Source organism: Stackebrandtia nassauensis DSM 44728 (assembly GCF_000024545.1).
In the GTDB taxonomy this organism is placed as follows: domain Bacteria; phylum Actinomycetota; class Actinomycetes; order Mycobacteriales; family Micromonosporaceae; genus Stackebrandtia; species Stackebrandtia nassauensis.
Genome location: NC_013947.1, coordinates 2,112,585 through 2,129,405 on the forward strand (window position 1 = coordinate 2,112,585; position 16,821 = coordinate 2,129,405).

Below are 16,821 nucleotides of genomic sequence, written 5' to 3' on the forward strand. Positions count from 1 at the left end.
CGAAGAACGGCGGTGAACCCGGTGTCTCCCATGTCCCGGCGACCGGAATCCCACGGCGCTGTCTCCAGCCTGACCACGGCGGCGGCCCGCAACCTGGCCACGACCACCAAGTCGGTCCCGTTCATGGCCGGGCGAACGCCCCGCTGGCTGTTGCGGGTGCTGCCGTGGAAACCCGTCTCCGGTGGCTTCTACCGGGTGAACCGGCGACTGAGCTACCCGGTCGGTGAAGGCCGGGTGGCGCTGGTGGGACCGGTAGACGGGCTCGGTGTGTTCCCGCCGAGCCTGACCGAGATTCCCGGCTTGCGCGGCTTCGGTGATCCGGACGTGCTGACCGAAGTGGCCCAACGGTTCCGGCGCCACGACGTCGCGTCCGGAACCGTGATAGCCGAGGCCGGGAGCCCACAGACCCGGCTGGTGGTCCTGGCACACGGAAAGGCCCACAAGTTGGGACGTGGCCGCTACGGCGACGCGACTTTGGTCGGAGTCGCTGCCGATGGCGACCACTTCGGCGGCCAGGTCCTCACCGGTGCGGCTGGGACCTGGCCGTTCACGCTCAAGGCGACCACGCCGTGCACGCTGCTGGAACTGTATCCCGCCACCGTGGCCGAAACCCTGTCCACCGTGCGGGAACGGCTCGCCGAGCGCCCCGACCGGCCCCGGCCGCCGCTCACCAAGCACGGCGAGGTCAGCCTCGACCTCGCCGCCGGACACGACGGCGAACCGGTGCTGCCGGGGACCTTCGTCGACTATGAACTGTCCCCTCGCGAATACGAGCTGGGCGTCGCCCAGACCGTGCTGCGGGTCCACACCCGGGTATCCGACCTGTTCAACGACCCGATGGACCAGCTGGAGCAACAGCTGCGGTTGACCGTCGAAGCGCTGCGGGAACGACAGGAACACGAGATCGTCAACAACCCCGACTTCGGGCTGCTGAACAACGTGGACAACCGGCAGCGGCTGTACACCCGCACCGGCCCGCCCACCCCCGACGACATGGACGCGCTGCTGTCCCGACGCCGCCGCACCGGCTACTTCCTGGCCCACCCGCGCACCATCGCCGCCTTCGGCCGCGAGTGCAACCGTCGCGGCGTCCACGCGCCCGCCACCCGGGTCGAGGAGCAGATCGCCCCGACCTGGCGCGGCGTCCCGATCCTGCCCTGCGACAAGATCCCGGCAAACGCCGACGGCAGCGGCTCCATCATCGCGATGCGGGTCGGCGAGGACCACGGCGGCGTCGTCGGCCTGTGCGCCGCCGACCTGGCCGACGAGTACGCCCCCGGCATCGCCGTCCGGTTCACCGGCGTCGACACCAAGGGCGTGGCCTCCTATCTGGTCACCGCCTACCACTCGGTGGCCTCACTCCTTCCCGACGCCTTCGGCGTCCTGGAGACCGTCTGAGTCCATCCCGCGCTGCTCGGCGATCTTGAGCGCCTCGTCCACAAGGGTCTCGACGATCCGGGAGTCCGGAACCGTCGCCACGATCTCGCCGCCCACGAAGATCTGCCCCTTGCCGTTGCCCGACGACACTCCCAGGTCCGCCTCCCGCGCCTCGCCCGGTCCATTGACGACACAGCCCATGACGGCCACCCGCAACGGAATCGGGAAACCCTCGAAGGCCGCCTGCACCTGTTCGGTCAGCTTGTACACGTCGACCTGCGCCCGCCCGCACGACGGACACGACACGATCTCCAACCGACGTTCCCGCAACCCCAACGACTCCAGGATCGCGGCGCCCACCTTGACCTCCTCCACCGGCGGCGCCGACAGCGACACCCGGATCGTGTCGCCGATGCCCTGGTGCAGCAGGATCGCGAAGGCCGCGGTGGACTTGACGGTGCCCTGGAACGCCGGCCCCGCCTCGGTGACGCCCAGGTGCAGCGGATAGTCGCACTGCCGCGACAGCTGTTGGTAGGCACGCACCATCACCAGTGGATCGTGGTGCTTGACCGAGATCTTCAGGTCGGTGAAGCCGTGCTCCTCGAACAGCGAGCACTCCCACAGCGCCGACTCCACCAGCGCCTCGGAGCACACGCCGCCGTACTTGGCCAGCAGCCTCGGATCCAGCGACCCGGCGTTGACACCGATCCGGATCGGCGTACCGGCGGCCTGCGCGGCGCGCGCGATCTCACCGACCCTGTCGTCGAACTTCCTGATGTTGCCGGGATTGACCCGCACCCCCGCGCACCCGGCGTTGATCGCGGCGAACACGTACCTGGGCTGGAAGTGGATGTCGGCGATCACCGGAATCGGCGACTTGCGGGCGATGGCGGGCAACGCTTCCGCGTCGTCCTGACTGGGCACCGCGACCCGCACGATCTGGCAACCGGCGGCGGTCAGCTCGGCGATCTGTCGCAAGGTGGCGTCCACGTCGGCGGTGACGGTCGTGGTCATCGACTGCACCGACACTGGCGCGCCACCCCCGACCGGCACGTCGCCGACGAGCACCCGCCGGGTGCGCTGCCGCGCGGACGGCGGTTCGAGCTGCCCGAGATTGATGGTGGACATGGAAGACCCCTTTCCATTATGGATGAACCGGTCTAGCGCGTCGCGACACCGACCGTCAGTGCCTCGCGGGTGTGTCGTGCGACGGACTCGCCGTCGAGCCCGTACGCGGCCAACAGTTCGCCGCGAACGCCGTGCTCCAGGAACCGCCGGGGCAGCCCGAGGTTGCGCACCGGCGTGGCCACCGCGGCGTCGGCGCACGCCTGCGCCAGCTGAACCCCCATGCCGCCGGTGCGGTTGCCGTCCTCGACGGTGACGACCAGCCGGTGCCGGGCCGCCAGGTGTGGCAGCGTCGGATGGACCGGTGCGATCCAGCGCGGATCCACGACCGTGACACCGATGCCCTCGGCCTCCAGCCGCCGCGCCGCGTCCAGGCACGGCCCCGCCATGACCCCGGCGGCGACCAGCAGAACGTCCAAACCGGACCGGCTGCCGCGATGCAGCACGTCGATGCCGTCCACCCGCGCCACCGCCGGGATGTCCTCGCCCGCTGAGGCTTTGGGGAACCGGATCGCGGTCGGCCCGTCGTCGACGTCGACGGCCTCGCGCAACAGTTCCCGCAGCCCGGCCGCGTCCCGGGGCGCGGCCACCCGCAACCCCGGCACGACCGGCAGCACCGCCGAGTCCCACATCCCGTGGTGGCTGGGCCCGTCGGGGCCGGTGACCCCGGCCCGGTCCAGGACGAACGTGACCGGCAGCCGGTGCAGCGCCACGTCCATGACGACCTGGTCGAAGGCTCGATTGAGGAACGTGGAGTAGACGCACACCACCGGATGCGCTCCCGCCGTGGCCATCCCGGCCGCCGAGCACACCGCGTGCTGTTCGGCGATACCGACATCGACGACCCGCTCGGGAAACCGGCTCGCGAAGGCCGCCAGCCCCACCGGGCGCAGCATCGCCGCCGTCAGGCACACCACGTCCTGGCGCGTCTCGCCGATGGCCGCGATCTCCTCGCCGAAGACATCGGTCCAGGTCGCCGCCGTGGGCTTGACCGGCCTGCCGGTGTCGGGATCCACTACCCCGACCGCGTGTAGACAGTCGGCTTCGTCGCGTTCGGACGGTTCGTGGCCGTGGCCCTTCGTGGTCACGACGTGGACCACCGTCGGCCGCCCCGCCCGCTTCGCCTTGGCCAGCGCCGCGTCGAGCGCCGCCAGATCGTGCCCGTCCACCGGCCCGAGATAGTCCAGCCCCAGCTGGCCGAACATCGAGCCGTCCGCGTCGCCGGATCGCAACCGCCGCAAGTGTTCGGCGAAGCCGCCCACCGTGGGGGAGTAGGAGCGGGCGTTGTCGTTGAGGACGATCACCAGCCGCTCGTGCCCGGCGGTGGCGATGTTGTTCATCGCCTCCCAGCACAGCCCGCCGGTCATCGCGCCGTCCCCCGCGACGGCCACCACGTACCGCTCGGATTGCCCGCGCAGCGCGAACACCCGGGCCAGACCGTCGGCATAGGACAGCGCGGTCGAGGCGTGTGAGTTCTCCACCAGATCGTGCGGCGACTCGGCGCGACTCGGGTAACCCGACAAACCGTCGCGCTGCCGCAGCCGCCCGAAATCTCGGGCGCGCCCGGTCAGGATCTTGTGGACATACGACTGGTGGCCGGTGTCGAACACGATCGCGTCGGTGGGGGAGTCGAAGCGCCGGTGCAGGGCGATCGTCAACTCCACCACCCCCAGGTTCGGGCCCAGGTGACCGCCGGTGCGGCACACCCGGTCGACGAGGAATGCGCGGATCTCGGCCGCCAGCGCGGGCAGCCGGTCGGCGGCCAGCGCCCGGACCGCACCGGGCTCGGCCAGCAGGGACAAGACGTCCGGGGTCATGGTCAACGTACCTCCCGGGGCAGCACGAAGGACTGGTCCTCGGCGGTGACCACCCGCTCGACGACGTCGATGGGCCCGAAACCCGCCAGTGTCTCGACCACCTCGTCCATGAGGATCTGCGGCGCCGAGGCCCCGGCGCTGAGCCCGACGGTGTCGGCTCCGGTCAGCCAGTCCAGCTCGATGTCCTCGGCGGAGTCGATGAGCCGCGCCATCCGGCCGTGCCGCTCGGCCAGCTCCACGAGCCGCCGTGAGTTGGAGGAGTTGGCCGAACCGACCACCAGCACCAGATCGCAGTCGTCCACGATGGCCGCAACGGCGTGCTGCCGGTTCGTGGTGGCGTAACAGATGTCGTCCGAACCCGGACCCCGCAGGGCCGGGAACCGGGCGCGCAGCGCGGCGATGATCTCCTCGGTCTCCTCCACCGCCAGCGTCGTCTGCGTCAGGTACGCCAACCGCCGCGGGTCGGGCACCCGCAGCCGCTCCACGTCCGCCACCGATTCGACCAACACCATCGATTCCGGGGCCTCGCCCATGGTCCCCTCGACCTCTTCGTGTCCATCGTGGCCGATGAGGACGACGGTGTCACCGCGATCGGCGAACCGGCGGGCCTCGGCGTGCACCTTCGTCACCAGTGGACACGTCGCGTCGATGGCGGCCAGCCCCCGGCTGTCGGCGTCGTCGCGCACCGCCGGTGACACCCCGTGGGCCGAGAAGATCACCGTCGCGCCGTCGGGCACCTGGTCCAGTTCGTCGACGAAGACCGCGCCGCGCTTCTCCAACTCCGCCACGACATGCGCGTTGTGAACGATCTGCTTGCGCACGTAGACCGGCTGGCCGTGCCGTTCCAGCGCCCGCTCGACGACCTCGATGGCGCGTTCCACCCCGGCGCAGTACGACCGCGGCGACGCCAGCAGCACCGTGCGGGGCCGCCAGGCCCGCCGCACCCGCTCCAGTACCCCGGTCGCGGCCTGGGTAGCGGCCCGGTCGCCGTACCGCACCACGAGCGACGCGATCGGCTGACCCTCGACGGTCACGGTCAGCATCGATACCTCGGTCTCGCCACCGCCGTATGAGCCGAGGTCGGACCCGCGGGCCGGAATCCCCTGCCGGGTCAGGGTTCCCCGCAACACCGGGGCGGCTCGCAGCACGGTCCGGCCGGGATCGACGATGCCGGTTCCCACGACGATCTCCCCGATCTGGGGGAGGGGACCGGCGACGGTCGTGGCGGGATGGTCGGTGATCAGCAGCTCGAACGGGGGGTGTGTGGACATGTCTACCTGCTTCGCATGACAAGGGAATCAACGGTTTCGAAATGTCAGGTGGTGCGCCAAGGCGCGCAACCGCCCGGCCGCCGGTTCCAGCGGCCCGGCCCGCTCCAACGCCGCGAGCCCGGCGTCCAGCTCCCGCCGGGCCGCCGCCACCGCCCACCGCCTGCCCCCGGCCCGCTCCACCCACCCGGTGACCTCCGCGATCTCGGCCGCCGTCGGCGCGTCGCTTCGACCCGTCTCGCTGGACGACGGCGGCCGTCCCACAGCGTCGGGCGTCGTCCCCGTGCCGCCGTCCCGGTACCACTCGCGCAGCCGCCCCGCGTACGGAGCCCGCCCCGCCAGCGCCGCCGTCACCGGCAGCGATCGCTTGCGGTTCACCAGATCCGAGCCCACCGGCTTACCGGTGACCTGGGCATCGCCCCAGATACCCAACAGGTCGTCCGCGGCCTGAAAGGCCAACCCCAGCGCGCCCCCGAAGTCAGCGAACCGCCCCGCCCGCTCACCGTCGGCCCCACCGGATTCCGCCCCGAGCCGACACGCGGCCGCCATCAGCGCCCCGGTCTTCCGAGCGGCCATGTCACGGCATTCGGCCAGCGACACGTCCACCCGGGTCTCCAGGTCCATGTCGCGCAACTGGCCGTCGTTGAGCCGGGTAACCGCCTCGGCCAGCACCCCGACCCCGGCCGGCCGCGACTCCGCCAACACCTCAAAAGCCAAGCTCAGCAGCGAATCCCCGGCCAAGATCGCGGTGGGACGACCGAACACGGCCCACACCGTCGCGCGGTGCCGACGGGTACGGTCGCCGTCGATGACATCGTCGTGCAACAGCGAGAAGTTGTGCACCAACTCCACCGCGACCGCCGCGGGCACCGCCTCGTCAGCCTGCCCCCCGGCCGCCTCGGCACACAACAACGTCAACGCCGGCCGCAAAGCCTTGCCTCCGTTGGCCTCCACGCGTCGCCCCGCCTCGTCAACCCATCCGAAGTGGTACTCGGCGGCCCGCCGCGCCGGTGCTTCCAGCTCGGCGACCGCCGCGCGCAACGCCGGGACGCACAACTCCCGCACCCGCCGCAACACCTCCTCGACCGGCCCCGCCCCGGCCGCCTCGCGGTGCTGAACCGTGTCCGTCTCCCGCATGACACACCACCTTTGACCCGGATTGACCGTTTGTGTCAGCTACCAGTCAACTCTGTTGACCCGGTGCGTGACAGGTTCGTAACTTGATCGAGGTGTCTAACTTGGCGGCGACTTTTACACGCCGTGCACGGCTGGGGAGGAGAGAGACGCATCAACATGAACCCATTGCGGACTGTCAACTTTAGATTGCAGGCATTCATGGACGAGGCCGGACTCAACGGCGACGGGCTAGCCCGAAGCATCCGCGCGGTAGGCGACCAGGTGGGGTTGTCGCTGCGCTGCGGGCGCGCCACCGTCGGCCAGTGGCTGCGCGGCAGAAACCCCCGTCCCCCGATCCCCACCCTGGCCGCCGAAGCCCTGTCCCGGGCCCTGGACCGCGACGTCTCCCCGGCCCACCTGGGCTTCGAGGCCGACAGCTCCGAAGACCTGGCCTTCTGGCACGAGCGCTCGGTTGCCGGCCAACTCCAGGTCCTCCACCAACTCGACAACGTGTCCGGCCCCTGCCAGAACCCCCGCGTCTACCGGGTCGCCGCACTACGCCCCCCAATCTGGGACGAACCCCCACCCGACCTCGCGCGACCATCCACCACCCGCCCCCTGGGCACCGGCAGACTGGGCCGCGCCGAAGTCGAGGACGCCGAAACCATGCTCCGCCTGTTCGGCCAGGCCGACTCCCGCGCCGGCGCCGGCCACGTCCGTCCGGCCCTGGCCCGCTACCTCGCCGACCAGATCCGGGTCTGGACAACAGCTCCGGCCCGCGACGACATCCGCCGCGAACTCCTCGCCATCGCGGCCCGGCTGGCCTACCTGTGCGGCTTCCTGTTCTTCGACGACGAACTACACGGCACCGCCCAGCGCTACTACCACGTCGCGGCCGAACTGGCCCGCGAAGCCGGCCGCCCGGGCCCACACGCGATGGCCCTCCGAGCGCTCAGCGTCCAAGCCCGCCTGCTCGGCCACCCCCGTCCGGCACTGGCCCTGGCCGAAGCCAGCCTCTCCGACGCCCCCACCGACTGCGACCCCCTCACCCGAGCCTTCCTCACCGGCCAACTAGCGGTCGCGCACGCCGCCGATGGCGACCGCTACCGGGCCCTGCGCCAACTGTCGGCCACCGAGCACTGGTTCGCCAAGGGCTGCGACCGCGTCGACGCCCCCATGGCCTACAACCACGCCTCCCTGGCCCACCAGAAAGCGGCAGTCCTAGCCCTCCTACACCAACGCCCCCAAGCAATCGCGGCCCTAGAACTATCGGTCCGCCAACGCCCCGCGCACGAACGCCGCTCCCGGGCCATCACCAAGGCCCGACTCGCCGAACTCCAGCTGTCCCACGGCCACCTGGAACAGGCCACCGCCACCTGGCACACCTTCCTCGACGACTACCGCTGCATCCTCAGCGGCCGAGCCCGCTCCGCACTCGCGATCATGCGAGCCAGTCTGCGTCCCTACAAGAACAACCGCCTCGCCGGTGAGGTACTACGACGAGCACTAGCGCTGCCCTACGTCGGTCTGGGCGGCGGTCAGTCCATGGTGCGGGTCTGAACCCGCAACTCCGACACCGCAACCGGCCCCAACCCGCCCAACGCCGTAAGCAATTCGCCCCGCAACCCCTCCGAAGCATCCCCACCAACCACCACCCCAACCGAACCCACGTCCACCAAATAGGACGGTTCAATGTCACCAAGCCCACCCACCGCCACCGCGTTCGACGCCGCGACGTCCAGCAACCGAACGGTCTCCGGCGACTCCGGAGGCCCCAACACAAACACCACATCCGCCGTCCCAGCCAACTCCCGCACGGTAGCCAACCGATCCTGCGTCTGATAACACCACTGATCCGGATGCTGCACCGGCAACTTAGGAAACCGCCGCCGCAACGCGGCCAACATCGGCACCACCGCCCCAATCGCCATGCTCGGAACCGGCACCGCCGACACACCGTCACCACCCCGCATCTGCTCGACGTCGGCTGTTGTCTCCACCACCAAGGTGGCGTCGGGAGCCTGCCCGCTCAACGCCTCGGTCGAGGCATGCCCCCGCTGCCCCACCAACACCACCGCATCCCCCCGCTCCGCATACCGACGCACCTGGGCCTTCCCCGACGCGATGTGCGGGCAAGTACCGTCCACAATCCGCACCCCCCGCTTCGCCGCCTTAACCCGCTGCTCCTCAGGAATCCCCGCCGCCCCCACCACCACCCGAGCCCCGTCGGGCACCTCATCAAGCGCGGTCACCGGCACCACCCCCCGCTCCCGCAACGCCACCCGCCGCTCCGGCGACGCGGCCAAATCACCGACCACATGCACCAGCTCCGCACCGTCGTCCAGTGTCGACTCAACCAACTCCACCACCCGCCGCCCACCCACACACCAAGGCTCGCCCCCGGCCAATAGCACCCGCCGGGTCCGCAACACCGACACCCAAGCCATCACCATCGACTCCACCATCGCCCGCAACCCGGCATCCTCACCCGGCACCGCAACAGCGAACCCTGCCGCGCCATGCGTTTCGTCCAAATACGACACACACAGCAGTGCGCTGTCGCCCTGCGCCCCGTCGCCGTACAGCGGCAGCTTCCCCCGCCGCACCCGCAACCCCCGCCGCCGCAACCACGCGGCGATCAACGCCCGGGCCGGACTCCGCACCCTGCCCCGCCGAGGGTGCCGGAACTCCTCCAGGACCACCACCTCACCCGTGCTAACACCCGAAGTGGTGAACCATTCGACCCATATGCTGCGTCCCATTGCCACCTTCTCAGCCCACGTGTCAAGGCACGCAATGCTCCCAACAGTCGCACTGCGAAGTTGTCAGGTAACTGACAGTTCCCAATCCGCACCGCCGATGCGCTGACATCGCGCGCGTATCGCAGGGCCGACTTATCGCCATCTGAAAACCTCAAGACCGCCGAGGCATTGTTTTGCGGGCTCGTCAAGGCGGCGTAGCCGTTAATGCTGCCCAAGGCCAAGGCCTCAACCGCCGCTGGCTGCGGCCAAGTCGTCGCCTCGCTTCGCTCGGCGGCCTCCTTTCTTTTCGGCCGCAGACAGACAATCGTTTAGCCCAAGCCCAAGCCCAAGCCCAAGCCCAAGCCCAAGCCCAAGCCCAAGCCCAAGCCCAAGCCCAAGCCCAAGCCCAAGCCCAAGCCCAAGCCCGGCGCAGCTGCGCTGTTGCGCGCGTGCGTCGGCGCGGCGTAGCCGCTTATGCTCGCCAAGTCCGAAGGCCAAGTCCGAAGGCCAAGTCCGAAGGCCAAGTCCGAAGGCCAAGTCCGAAGGCCAAGTCCGAAGGCCAAGTCCGAAGGCCAAGTCCGAAGGCCAAGTCCGAAGGCCAAGTCCGAAGGCCAAGTCCGAAGGCCAAGTCCGAAGGCCAAGTCCGAAGGCCAAGTCCGAAGGCCAAGTCCGGAAGCCAAGTCCGGAAGCCAAGTCCGGAAGCCAAGTCCGGAAGCCAAGTCCGGAAGCCAAGTCCGGAAGCCAAGTCCGGAAGCCAAGTCCGGAAGCCAAGCCTAAGAATGAGCCTCTAGCTCAAGGCCAAGGCGGCCATATTCGTCGTCGACTGGCTTATCCAGTTCGGCAGGGCTGCTCATACGGTTCGTCCCAGACCAGTCGGCTTCCGCGAGTGAAGGAGACGTGCCAACTGGGGTTCTCTTGATCGAACGGTGGCTGAAAGCCGCGCTCCCGGACGAGGTTCAGCAGTTCAGGGGTGCTCAGGCCATCGTCGGGGCTTGGCAAGTGCGGCGACTCCGGCAACAGCCACGACGGTCTTTCCTCTGCGGTCCAAACGAGCAGTGGCTTGTCCAGAGGATCGCCGTACTTCCACGAGATTTCCCAGGAATGGATGAGATCTGGAGGATCGATCTCCAATCGCGCGGCGGTGGCGGTGGCATCGAACGGAGCACCATCGGAGTCTTCCCACGCCCCGTCATCGATGGCGTCTTCGGCGGCTTCTACGTAGGAGTACAGGGCATTGATCTGTTCGGAAGTGCCCTGGACCGGGAAGTGACGGGCGAAGTATTCATAGGGATTCTGAACGGGTTCCAAACCCAGTTCGGCTGGCTTGATGTTCCACACCAATATGGACTCATTGGACAAGTCCTCTCCGGGTAGGAGCGTGGCGTAGAACCCGACGATCGAGCCATCCGGAACGTTTGGGGGTTGTATGCCGTGTCCCGCCAGGCGCTCCATGAACCTGTCGAAGCTGTCCATGTGATGCCAGGCGTCGAGCAGCAGGGCATTCAAACGTGGATCTGAGGTCACGGGATGGTGGCCGAAGCTAGGCGCCCTCCGTGAAAGCCTCTCCACTGCCTCGGAAGGTGTTGCCCCTCCACTCTCCTCGGTCATTTCTTGACCAGACATGAAGTACATAGCCTCTCGGTAGGAAGTGCTCAAGGGTGTACAGGCAACCCTTTCCGTGCTTACGGCACGGGCTCTCGTTGATGTATAGAACCATTTCCTGGTGGAAGGTGCTCCTCATCCACGCCGCTACGTTGCCTTCAAGATGACCACGAGCGGGGGAGAGGGATCGATATTCAGGTTTGATGATGTTCAGGTCGAATGCTGGTTCGCCGCGCGACGACTCCAGCGCCACATCGTTCCACCGCCTTCCGTCCGGGAAGAACAGATTCCCTCGGACGGGCTTGCCCTTCTGCCGAGGAGCCAAACCCTGATAGCACGCCGGGTTCTGCTTCTTCGGGTCGAAGTCGGGGATGGGGTCATCGGAGCGACCCTCAAGGCCCACAACGCCTTGCGCCTTCAGCCGTTCGAGAAGTGCACGAAAGTCGATCCTCCCGTCGCGTGCTCTCGGGGAGCTGGATCCGCCCGGCTGCTTGGGTTCGGGAGCTTTGGGGCCTGCCCTTGCTGGAGCGTTTCCGCCCGCAATCTCGGACAGATACGCGTCCATGGCGTCAAGGACGGCTGCTTCCACGTCCTCGGCTCGCTCCGTGGCCTGTATGGCTGCGGTGAGCGCCTCCAACATTGTGCGGAGCCGATAGCTTGTGGAACCTCTGGAAATCCCCGTTAGAGCCGCTGTGCCGTCGACGAGCGCTGCTCGGCTTTTGTCGGTTAACGTCTTGCCTTCTGCGATGGTCGACAGTGCGGCCCGAACTGCTGCCGTGAGTTCTTCAATGCTTCCCACAACTCCTCCTTCAGTTGGCCCCACCGCCGTGACCCATGCAAGCACCCGCCAATTGAGGCGTGCTCTAAGTACGGGCTTCGAAGTCCCTGCGGGCACGTGAATACAGTTTTGCCATCGGATCTGTTATCGCCCTGCACTGCGATGCTGCCGCCATCCCCAGGCGAGCATCAGCGCGGTCAGTGTCGATAGCTCACCGTTCGCCAAGTGGCGCCATCGGCGGCTGAACTCGGTTTGTGTTCGCGGCCAAGTTGTTTTTGGGGCCGCCGTGGCTGCCAGAGTGCGCATCCGCGTGTTGGCGTAGGTGTAGAAGGCGAAGTCGCCGCTCCAGTCAGCGATTGCGGTGGCCGCGACTTCCGAATCGACACCGGTGATGGTTTGCAGCGCGCTCACCAGGACCCCCGGAGATGATGCGTTCCAACTTTCGCTACATCGGGCGTAGACGTCGGCCGCGGCGATGAGTACGTCGGCGACCGCCCCAATGCCGCAGGATGCCAAGTGTGACGGTGAGAGCTCTACGATGATGTCCGGCGTTGGGAACATCAGGTAATACCCGCCCCGCGGCAGTGGTACCTGCTCGCCGTACATGAGGCAGAGGAAGTGATAGGCATGTGTGGGTACTGGGACATCTTGACGGAAACAGACGGCGGTTCCCAGTGCCTCCCAGAGGTTGGTGGTCCGGAAACGACCAACGGTCCCTTGAGAAGTCAGTGCTCTTGCTAGCTCGGAGGCGTCCTGACAGGTATCGGCTTGCAGGGTGTAGAGGTCGCAGACGAGGTTCGCTTCGCCTGGAAGTTGACGCTGCGCCTTGGCATGGCCGTCGGACACGATCACCATGATTCGTCCCGAGTCGATCAGGTCGAAGATCCGTACGTAACCGTCGCTGGTGGCTCGCCATGCCGGGTGCTCGGTCATCACCAGGTCGGCATGGCGGACGATCTCGTGACACTGTGCCGTCACGACAACAGTCCTATTTGAAATCCTACTGCCACTGCATGGGCGCGATCCCTGGCCCGCAGCTTGCGATACAGCCTGCGGGCATGAGTCTTCACGGTGTCCTCGGAGACGAACAGCGCCCGTCCGATTTCCGCATTGGACTGGCCTTGGCTTATGCCAAGCAGCACCTGAAGCTCTCGCTTGGTCAGTGGTGTCCTTGGCCGGTGCCCATCCGGCGGCAGCAGTTTCGTCGTGACCCCGAGCTTTTGTAGGGATACGAGGAGCGCAGTCACGGCGAGTCTGAGGTCGTTGCTGATTCGTTCATTGCGCGCTTCGCGCAGGATCCAACCCGCAGTGTTGCGAGTATTCCGCCAGGCGGCATCTTGTCCGGTGCCGGGTTCTGTGGTGCGCTGTGGGGCTGATGGTGGGGTCGGCCGGACTTTCCGGCGACCGAAGTTGGGGTTGATGCGACTCATTTGCTTTCCCCCTGCACGACCCATATCCGGGCGCCGGTCTCGTGCTCGACGTGATGCTTCATGGCCTCTTGAAGGCCCGGCAAACGGGCGAAGTGCCAGAGGGACGGCACGATGATGTCCCGTACTTCGCTCTCCTTGAGAGCGTCGAGCATCGCCGAAAAGCCCGACTCTGAGCAGGTGCTGTCTTCGGTGAAGACGTCGCAGAGACTGAATCCTTCGCGGTAGGCGTACTCGGAAAGTTCGCGTCTGATGCGTTCGGCTTCTTCGGGATCGCTAACGCGGGCCACTATCCGCATATAGCCGTAAATGGACGGTCGCATGTGGTTGCTCCAGACGGTAGGCCGCTAGGTGGATGCCCGCCCCGGTACCAAGTGGCCGGGGCAGAACACCCCCAGAAAACCTTCTTGAGCTGCAAAAACCTACAGCGAAACCGGCGCAGTACTGAGGCAAGAATGAGGCATTAGGCCGACTGGCCTGTACTTATGGCTACCGGCTGGCTATCCTGTGTACTTGCCTGGTTGGCCCCGTTTCCGAGGAAGGTGGCAGCGCGCGTGGCGAGCAAGCGATCCCGTCTTGCACAGCGCCGCAAGGCCGCAGGATTTAGCCAGGAGAAGCTGGCCGAACGCCTGGGTGTTGAGCGCTCTACCGTCGTGCGTTGGGAAACAGCAGAAACCGAACCGCAGCCGTGGCTCCGGCTGAAGCTCGCCCAGGCCCTCGGCATCACGACAGACGACCTGCACGTCTTGCTCGACGACGTCGAGTATGTGACTGCCGGGCCAAGCGATCGCATGGACTACGTCTTGGAGCATCCCGCCAGCGTTGATCTGGTGGCCGTGGCGTATCTGCATGAGCGCGTTCGCCAGCTCGATGAGTCGTATGACCGCTCCCCATCGACTGCGTTGTTGGGACCGGCCGGGCAGATCCACGGCCAAGTCGCCTTCTTGCGGGAACAAGCGAAGAACCCGCGTGTCCGGAAGTCGCTATTCGAAGTTGAAGCCGAGTCGGCAACCGTTATGGGGCAATTGGTGTGGGACGTCAGCCAGCGTCGTGACCACCTTGGACCGATCCGCTATCTGGACGAGGCTGTCAACGCCGCTCAACAGGTGCGGGATCCGTGCGTCGAGGCGTACGCGATCTTGCGCAAGAGCTACGTAGCGCTGTACGGCGAGAACGATCCGATCAAGGGCTTGATGGTGGCCCAGGAGGCTGCCGACGTCGCCGAACCGTGCAGTCCGGCACTCAATGGCCTGGCGATGCTACACGTGGCCGAAGGCTATGCCATGTCCGGCAACCTCAACGACTGCGAGCGAGCACTCAGAGCCGCAGAGGCCCAGTTCGACCGTGTCGACGACGCCGATGTGGCGGCCGAGTATTACTCCATCAACGAGTTCACCCGCCTCGCCGGGAGCTGCTACCTCTTCCTCGGACTGCCCGAGCGGGCTGAACCGATCTTGACGCAGACCGTCGACGCCTTGGCGGGTAAGAAGAAGAGCCAGGCGATCGCCCTGGCCAACCTCACGCTGTCTCTTATCCGCCAACGTAAGCTGGACGAGGCAGCCGATGCCATGCACCGGACGATCGATGCCGTCGAGTTGACTCGCGGTGGTGGTGGTTTGAATCTGGCGTTTGCGGCTGGTAGAGAGTTGTGGCAGTGGCGTGACCAGTCCTGGGTCGGTGACATCAACGATCGACTGCTTGCTTTGATGGCCACCATCTAATAGCGAGGTGACATGACGCCAGGGCCGATCGATCAGGAGAAACAGGCTGTCCGGGAACGAGTCTGGACACTGCTTGATGAAGCCAAAGCGGTGCCGCCGGATTCCTATGGCAAGATCCCCGGGTTCTTCGGCGCTGAGCAGACCGCGGAGCGGCTCGCAAAGTTGGATATTTGGAAGCGGGCCAGAACCATAAAGTCGAACCCCGACTACGCCCAGCTTCCCATTCGAGCCCGAGCGCTTGAAGACGGCAAACTGCTATACATGGCGGTCCCGAAGATCGCTGGTCTCAAACCGTTCTTCCGTATCGACCCAAGCGAGCTAGACGTCCCGGCCGTACAGGCCGCAGAGAAAGCTACGGCGTCAAAGAGTGCTAAGCGTGTTGGTATCGACGAGATGACACCGATCGACATGGTGATCTGCGGCAGCGTGGCGGTCAACCGTTCCGGCGCGCGCATCGGCAAGGGTGCAGGCTACTCCGACATCGAGGTCGCGCTACTGATCGCGGCCGGCTTGGTCACTGAGGAGACGACGATCGTGGCGACGGTGCACCAGCTCCAGGTGATCGAGGAGGGGATTCCCGAGACAACGCACGACTTCAGCGTGGATGTGATAGTGACTCCGGAAGAGGTCGTTGAGTGCGGTAACCGACGCAGGCCGGGTGGCATCGTTTGGGGTGAGATGCCGAAAGAGAAGATCCAGGCAATTCCAGTTCTCAAGGATCGTGAGGTGGGTTAGGCAATCACGCTATGTCTGATCGGCACATTGCCTCGGTTGTTCCGAGAATCTGGTACTTCTGTAGGATCTTATAACAGTAAATTCGGGCGTACCATTGGCTTCTGACTGATCCGATCCGGCGCGGGAGGTCTCGATCGATCACTTCATCGGTGCATGCGAACCTTTTGAATCGCGGCATCGTTGATCTTCTTTGGAGTCGGAGAATGACACTTGAACAGAAGCTGAGCGGATGGACCGCACCGTCAAGCGTTACCGAGAAAGAAAAACAAGACCGCACCGAACGACTCATCAAGCGAGCGATGGAAAAGCATGAGCCGTTGAGCGAAAGTAAATGGCGGGTCTTTGCCAAGGGATCTTACGCCAACAATACCAATGTCAAGTTGGACAGTGATGTTGACATTGCAGTGGAGTGCACCGACTGTTTTTACTCAGATGGTGACAGCGGCGAATCCGACGACACAGGTCCTTATTCAGGTATTTGGACTCCCAGTAAGTTTCGCACTGAAGTGCAGGCTGCTTTGGAAGCGGAGTTTGCTGGCCGAGTCGACTGTTCTGGGTCGACAGCCTTTCGGGTGAATCCCAATAGTTCCAGTGTTGACGCGGACGTCGTCCCATGTTTTAGCTACCGCTATTATTACTCTCCTGGAAATTTTAGGGAGGGCACAAAGGTCTTCAAGAAAGATGGGTCAAGTCTCGTTAACTATCCAAAACAACAATTGGATATCGGTAGAGATAAGAATAATCGTACTGGTCACGCATATAAGAAAGCCGTTCGTATTATGAAGCGCGTTGAAAACGCGATGGTTGAAGAAGATAAGTACAAGGAGGTCCCCTCCTATCTCGTGGAATGCCTTGTTTACAATTGTCCAGACGATGTGCTCCTCCGATCCACGTGGGTCGACACTATTCGCGGCGTCATCGCTCACATATACAATGAGCTTGGAGGCGAAGAACCGTTCGACGACTCTTTGCGATGGTGCGAGCCTAATGACATCAAGTACCTATTCCATCACTCTCAACCGTGGGGTCGCAACGACGGACGGAGGTTTGCTCGCGGTTTTGCTGATGCGGCTTGGGACTACCTTGGTTACGAGCCGTGAAACAGGCAATCTCC

General features: G+C 65.7%; 14 protein-coding genes and 1 pseudogene. 5 read left to right on the forward strand and 10 right to left on the reverse strand.

From position 1 onward, the window contains the following. The first annotated feature begins 30 nt into the window (after positions 1-30). Positions 31-1,398 (forward strand): family 2B encapsulin nanocompartment shell protein, encoded by a 1,368-nt coding sequence (locus tag SNAS_RS09840; RefSeq protein WP_013017260.1) that lies wholly within the window; start codon positions 31-33, stop codon positions 1,396-1,398. Here the strand turns inward: SNAS_RS09840 and ispG are convergent. The 4 genes from ispG to SNAS_RS09860 are packed head-to-tail and all read right to left on the reverse strand — an operon-like array spanning position 1,357 to position 6,724. Beyond that, a complete protein-coding gene (gene ispG, locus SNAS_RS09845; protein ID WP_013017261.1) occupies positions 1,357-2,505 on the reverse strand; it encodes a flavodoxin-dependent (E)-4-hydroxy-3-methylbut-2-enyl-diphosphate synthase in 1,149 nt (382 codons plus the stop codon). The genes SNAS_RS09840 and ispG overlap by 42 nt on opposite strands. 32 nt (positions 2,506-2,537) lie before the next feature. Then, positions 2,538-4,319, reverse strand: coding sequence for a 1-deoxy-D-xylulose-5-phosphate synthase (locus SNAS_RS09850; protein ID WP_013017262.1), 1,782 nt, complete (start codon positions 4,317-4,319; stop codon positions 2,538-2,540). Positions 4,320-4,321: 2 nt separating this feature from the next. Next, positions 4,322-5,590 carry a 4-hydroxy-3-methylbut-2-enyl diphosphate reductase gene (locus SNAS_RS09855; protein WP_013017263.1) on the reverse strand — a complete coding sequence of 423 codons (1,269 nt, stop codon included), beginning with the start codon at positions 5,588-5,590 and terminating at the stop codon, positions 4,322-4,324. 27 nt (positions 5,591-5,617) lie between these two features. Beyond that, complete coding sequence (locus SNAS_RS09860) at positions 5,618-6,724, reverse strand: polyprenyl synthetase family protein (protein WP_013017264.1); 1,107 nt, start codon at positions 6,722-6,724, stop codon at positions 5,618-5,620. A gap of 156 nt (positions 6,725-6,880) precedes the next feature. On the opposite strand from SNAS_RS09860, the gene SNAS_RS09865 reads away from it, so the two are divergent. Then, positions 6,881-8,263 (forward strand): NsdA family TPR-like regulatory protein, encoded by a 1,383-nt coding sequence (locus SNAS_RS09865; RefSeq protein WP_013017265.1) that lies wholly within the window; start codon positions 6,881-6,883, stop codon positions 8,261-8,263. Here SNAS_RS09865 and SNAS_RS09870 read toward each other — a convergent pair. From SNAS_RS09870 to SNAS_RS09890, 6 genes and pseudogenes are all read right to left on the reverse strand, one after another. Continuing rightward, complete coding sequence (locus SNAS_RS09870; protein WP_013017266.1) at positions 8,242-9,465, reverse strand: 4-hydroxy-3-methylbut-2-enyl diphosphate reductase; 1,224 nt, start codon at positions 9,463-9,465, stop codon at positions 8,242-8,244. The two genes, SNAS_RS09865 and SNAS_RS09870, sit on opposite strands and share 22 nt — an antisense overlap. An 807-nt stretch (positions 9,466-10,272) precedes the next feature. Continuing rightward, positions 10,273-10,950 carry a hypothetical protein gene (locus SNAS_RS09880; protein WP_144300448.1) on the reverse strand — a complete coding sequence of 226 codons (678 nt, stop codon included), beginning with the start codon at positions 10,948-10,950 and terminating at the stop codon, positions 10,273-10,275. Between the two features lie 34 nt (positions 10,951-10,984). Next, positions 10,985-11,845 carry a DddA-like double-stranded DNA deaminase toxin gene (locus tag SNAS_RS33915; protein ID WP_013017268.1) on the reverse strand — a complete coding sequence of 287 codons (861 nt, stop codon included), beginning with the start codon at positions 11,843-11,845 and terminating at the stop codon, positions 10,985-10,987. 123 nt (positions 11,846-11,968) lie between these two features. Next, positions 11,969-12,802 (reverse strand): DNA glycosylase family protein, encoded by an 834-nt coding sequence (locus SNAS_RS09885; protein ID WP_013017269.1) that lies wholly within the window; start codon positions 12,800-12,802, stop codon positions 11,969-11,971. Continuing rightward, positions 12,799-13,002 (reverse strand): annotated as a pseudogene (locus tag SNAS_RS36610) (response regulator transcription factor); the annotation flags it as partial. The pseudogene SNAS_RS36610 and the gene SNAS_RS09885, both read right to left, overlap by 4 nt. Positions 13,003-13,250: 248 nt before the next feature. Beyond that, positions 13,251-13,574: a recombinase family protein gene (locus SNAS_RS09890; RefSeq protein WP_013017270.1), complete on the reverse strand. Its 324-nt coding sequence runs from the start codon at positions 13,572-13,574 to the stop codon at positions 13,251-13,253. Positions 13,575-13,805: 231 nt separating this feature from the next. On the opposite strand from SNAS_RS09890, the gene SNAS_RS09895 reads away from it, so the two are divergent. The 3 genes from SNAS_RS09895 to SNAS_RS33925 all read left to right on the forward strand — a co-directional run bounded on the left by SNAS_RS09895 (position 13,806) and on the right by SNAS_RS33925 (position 16,807). Beyond that, entirely contained in the window at positions 13,806-14,972 is a 1,167-nt protein-coding gene (locus SNAS_RS09895) for a helix-turn-helix transcriptional regulator (RefSeq protein ID WP_013017271.1), read from the forward strand. 12 nt (positions 14,973-14,984) lie between these two features. After that, positions 14,985-15,707 carry a 5-formyltetrahydrofolate cyclo-ligase gene (locus tag SNAS_RS09900; RefSeq protein WP_013017272.1) on the forward strand — a complete coding sequence of 241 codons (723 nt, stop codon included), beginning with the start codon at positions 14,985-14,987 and terminating at the stop codon, positions 15,705-15,707. Positions 15,708-15,910: 203 nt separating this feature from the next. After that, positions 15,911-16,807: a nucleotidyltransferase domain-containing protein gene (locus SNAS_RS33925; protein ID WP_013017273.1), complete on the forward strand. Its 897-nt coding sequence runs from the start codon at positions 15,911-15,913 to the stop codon at positions 16,805-16,807. Positions 16,808-16,821: the final 14 nt, after the last annotated feature.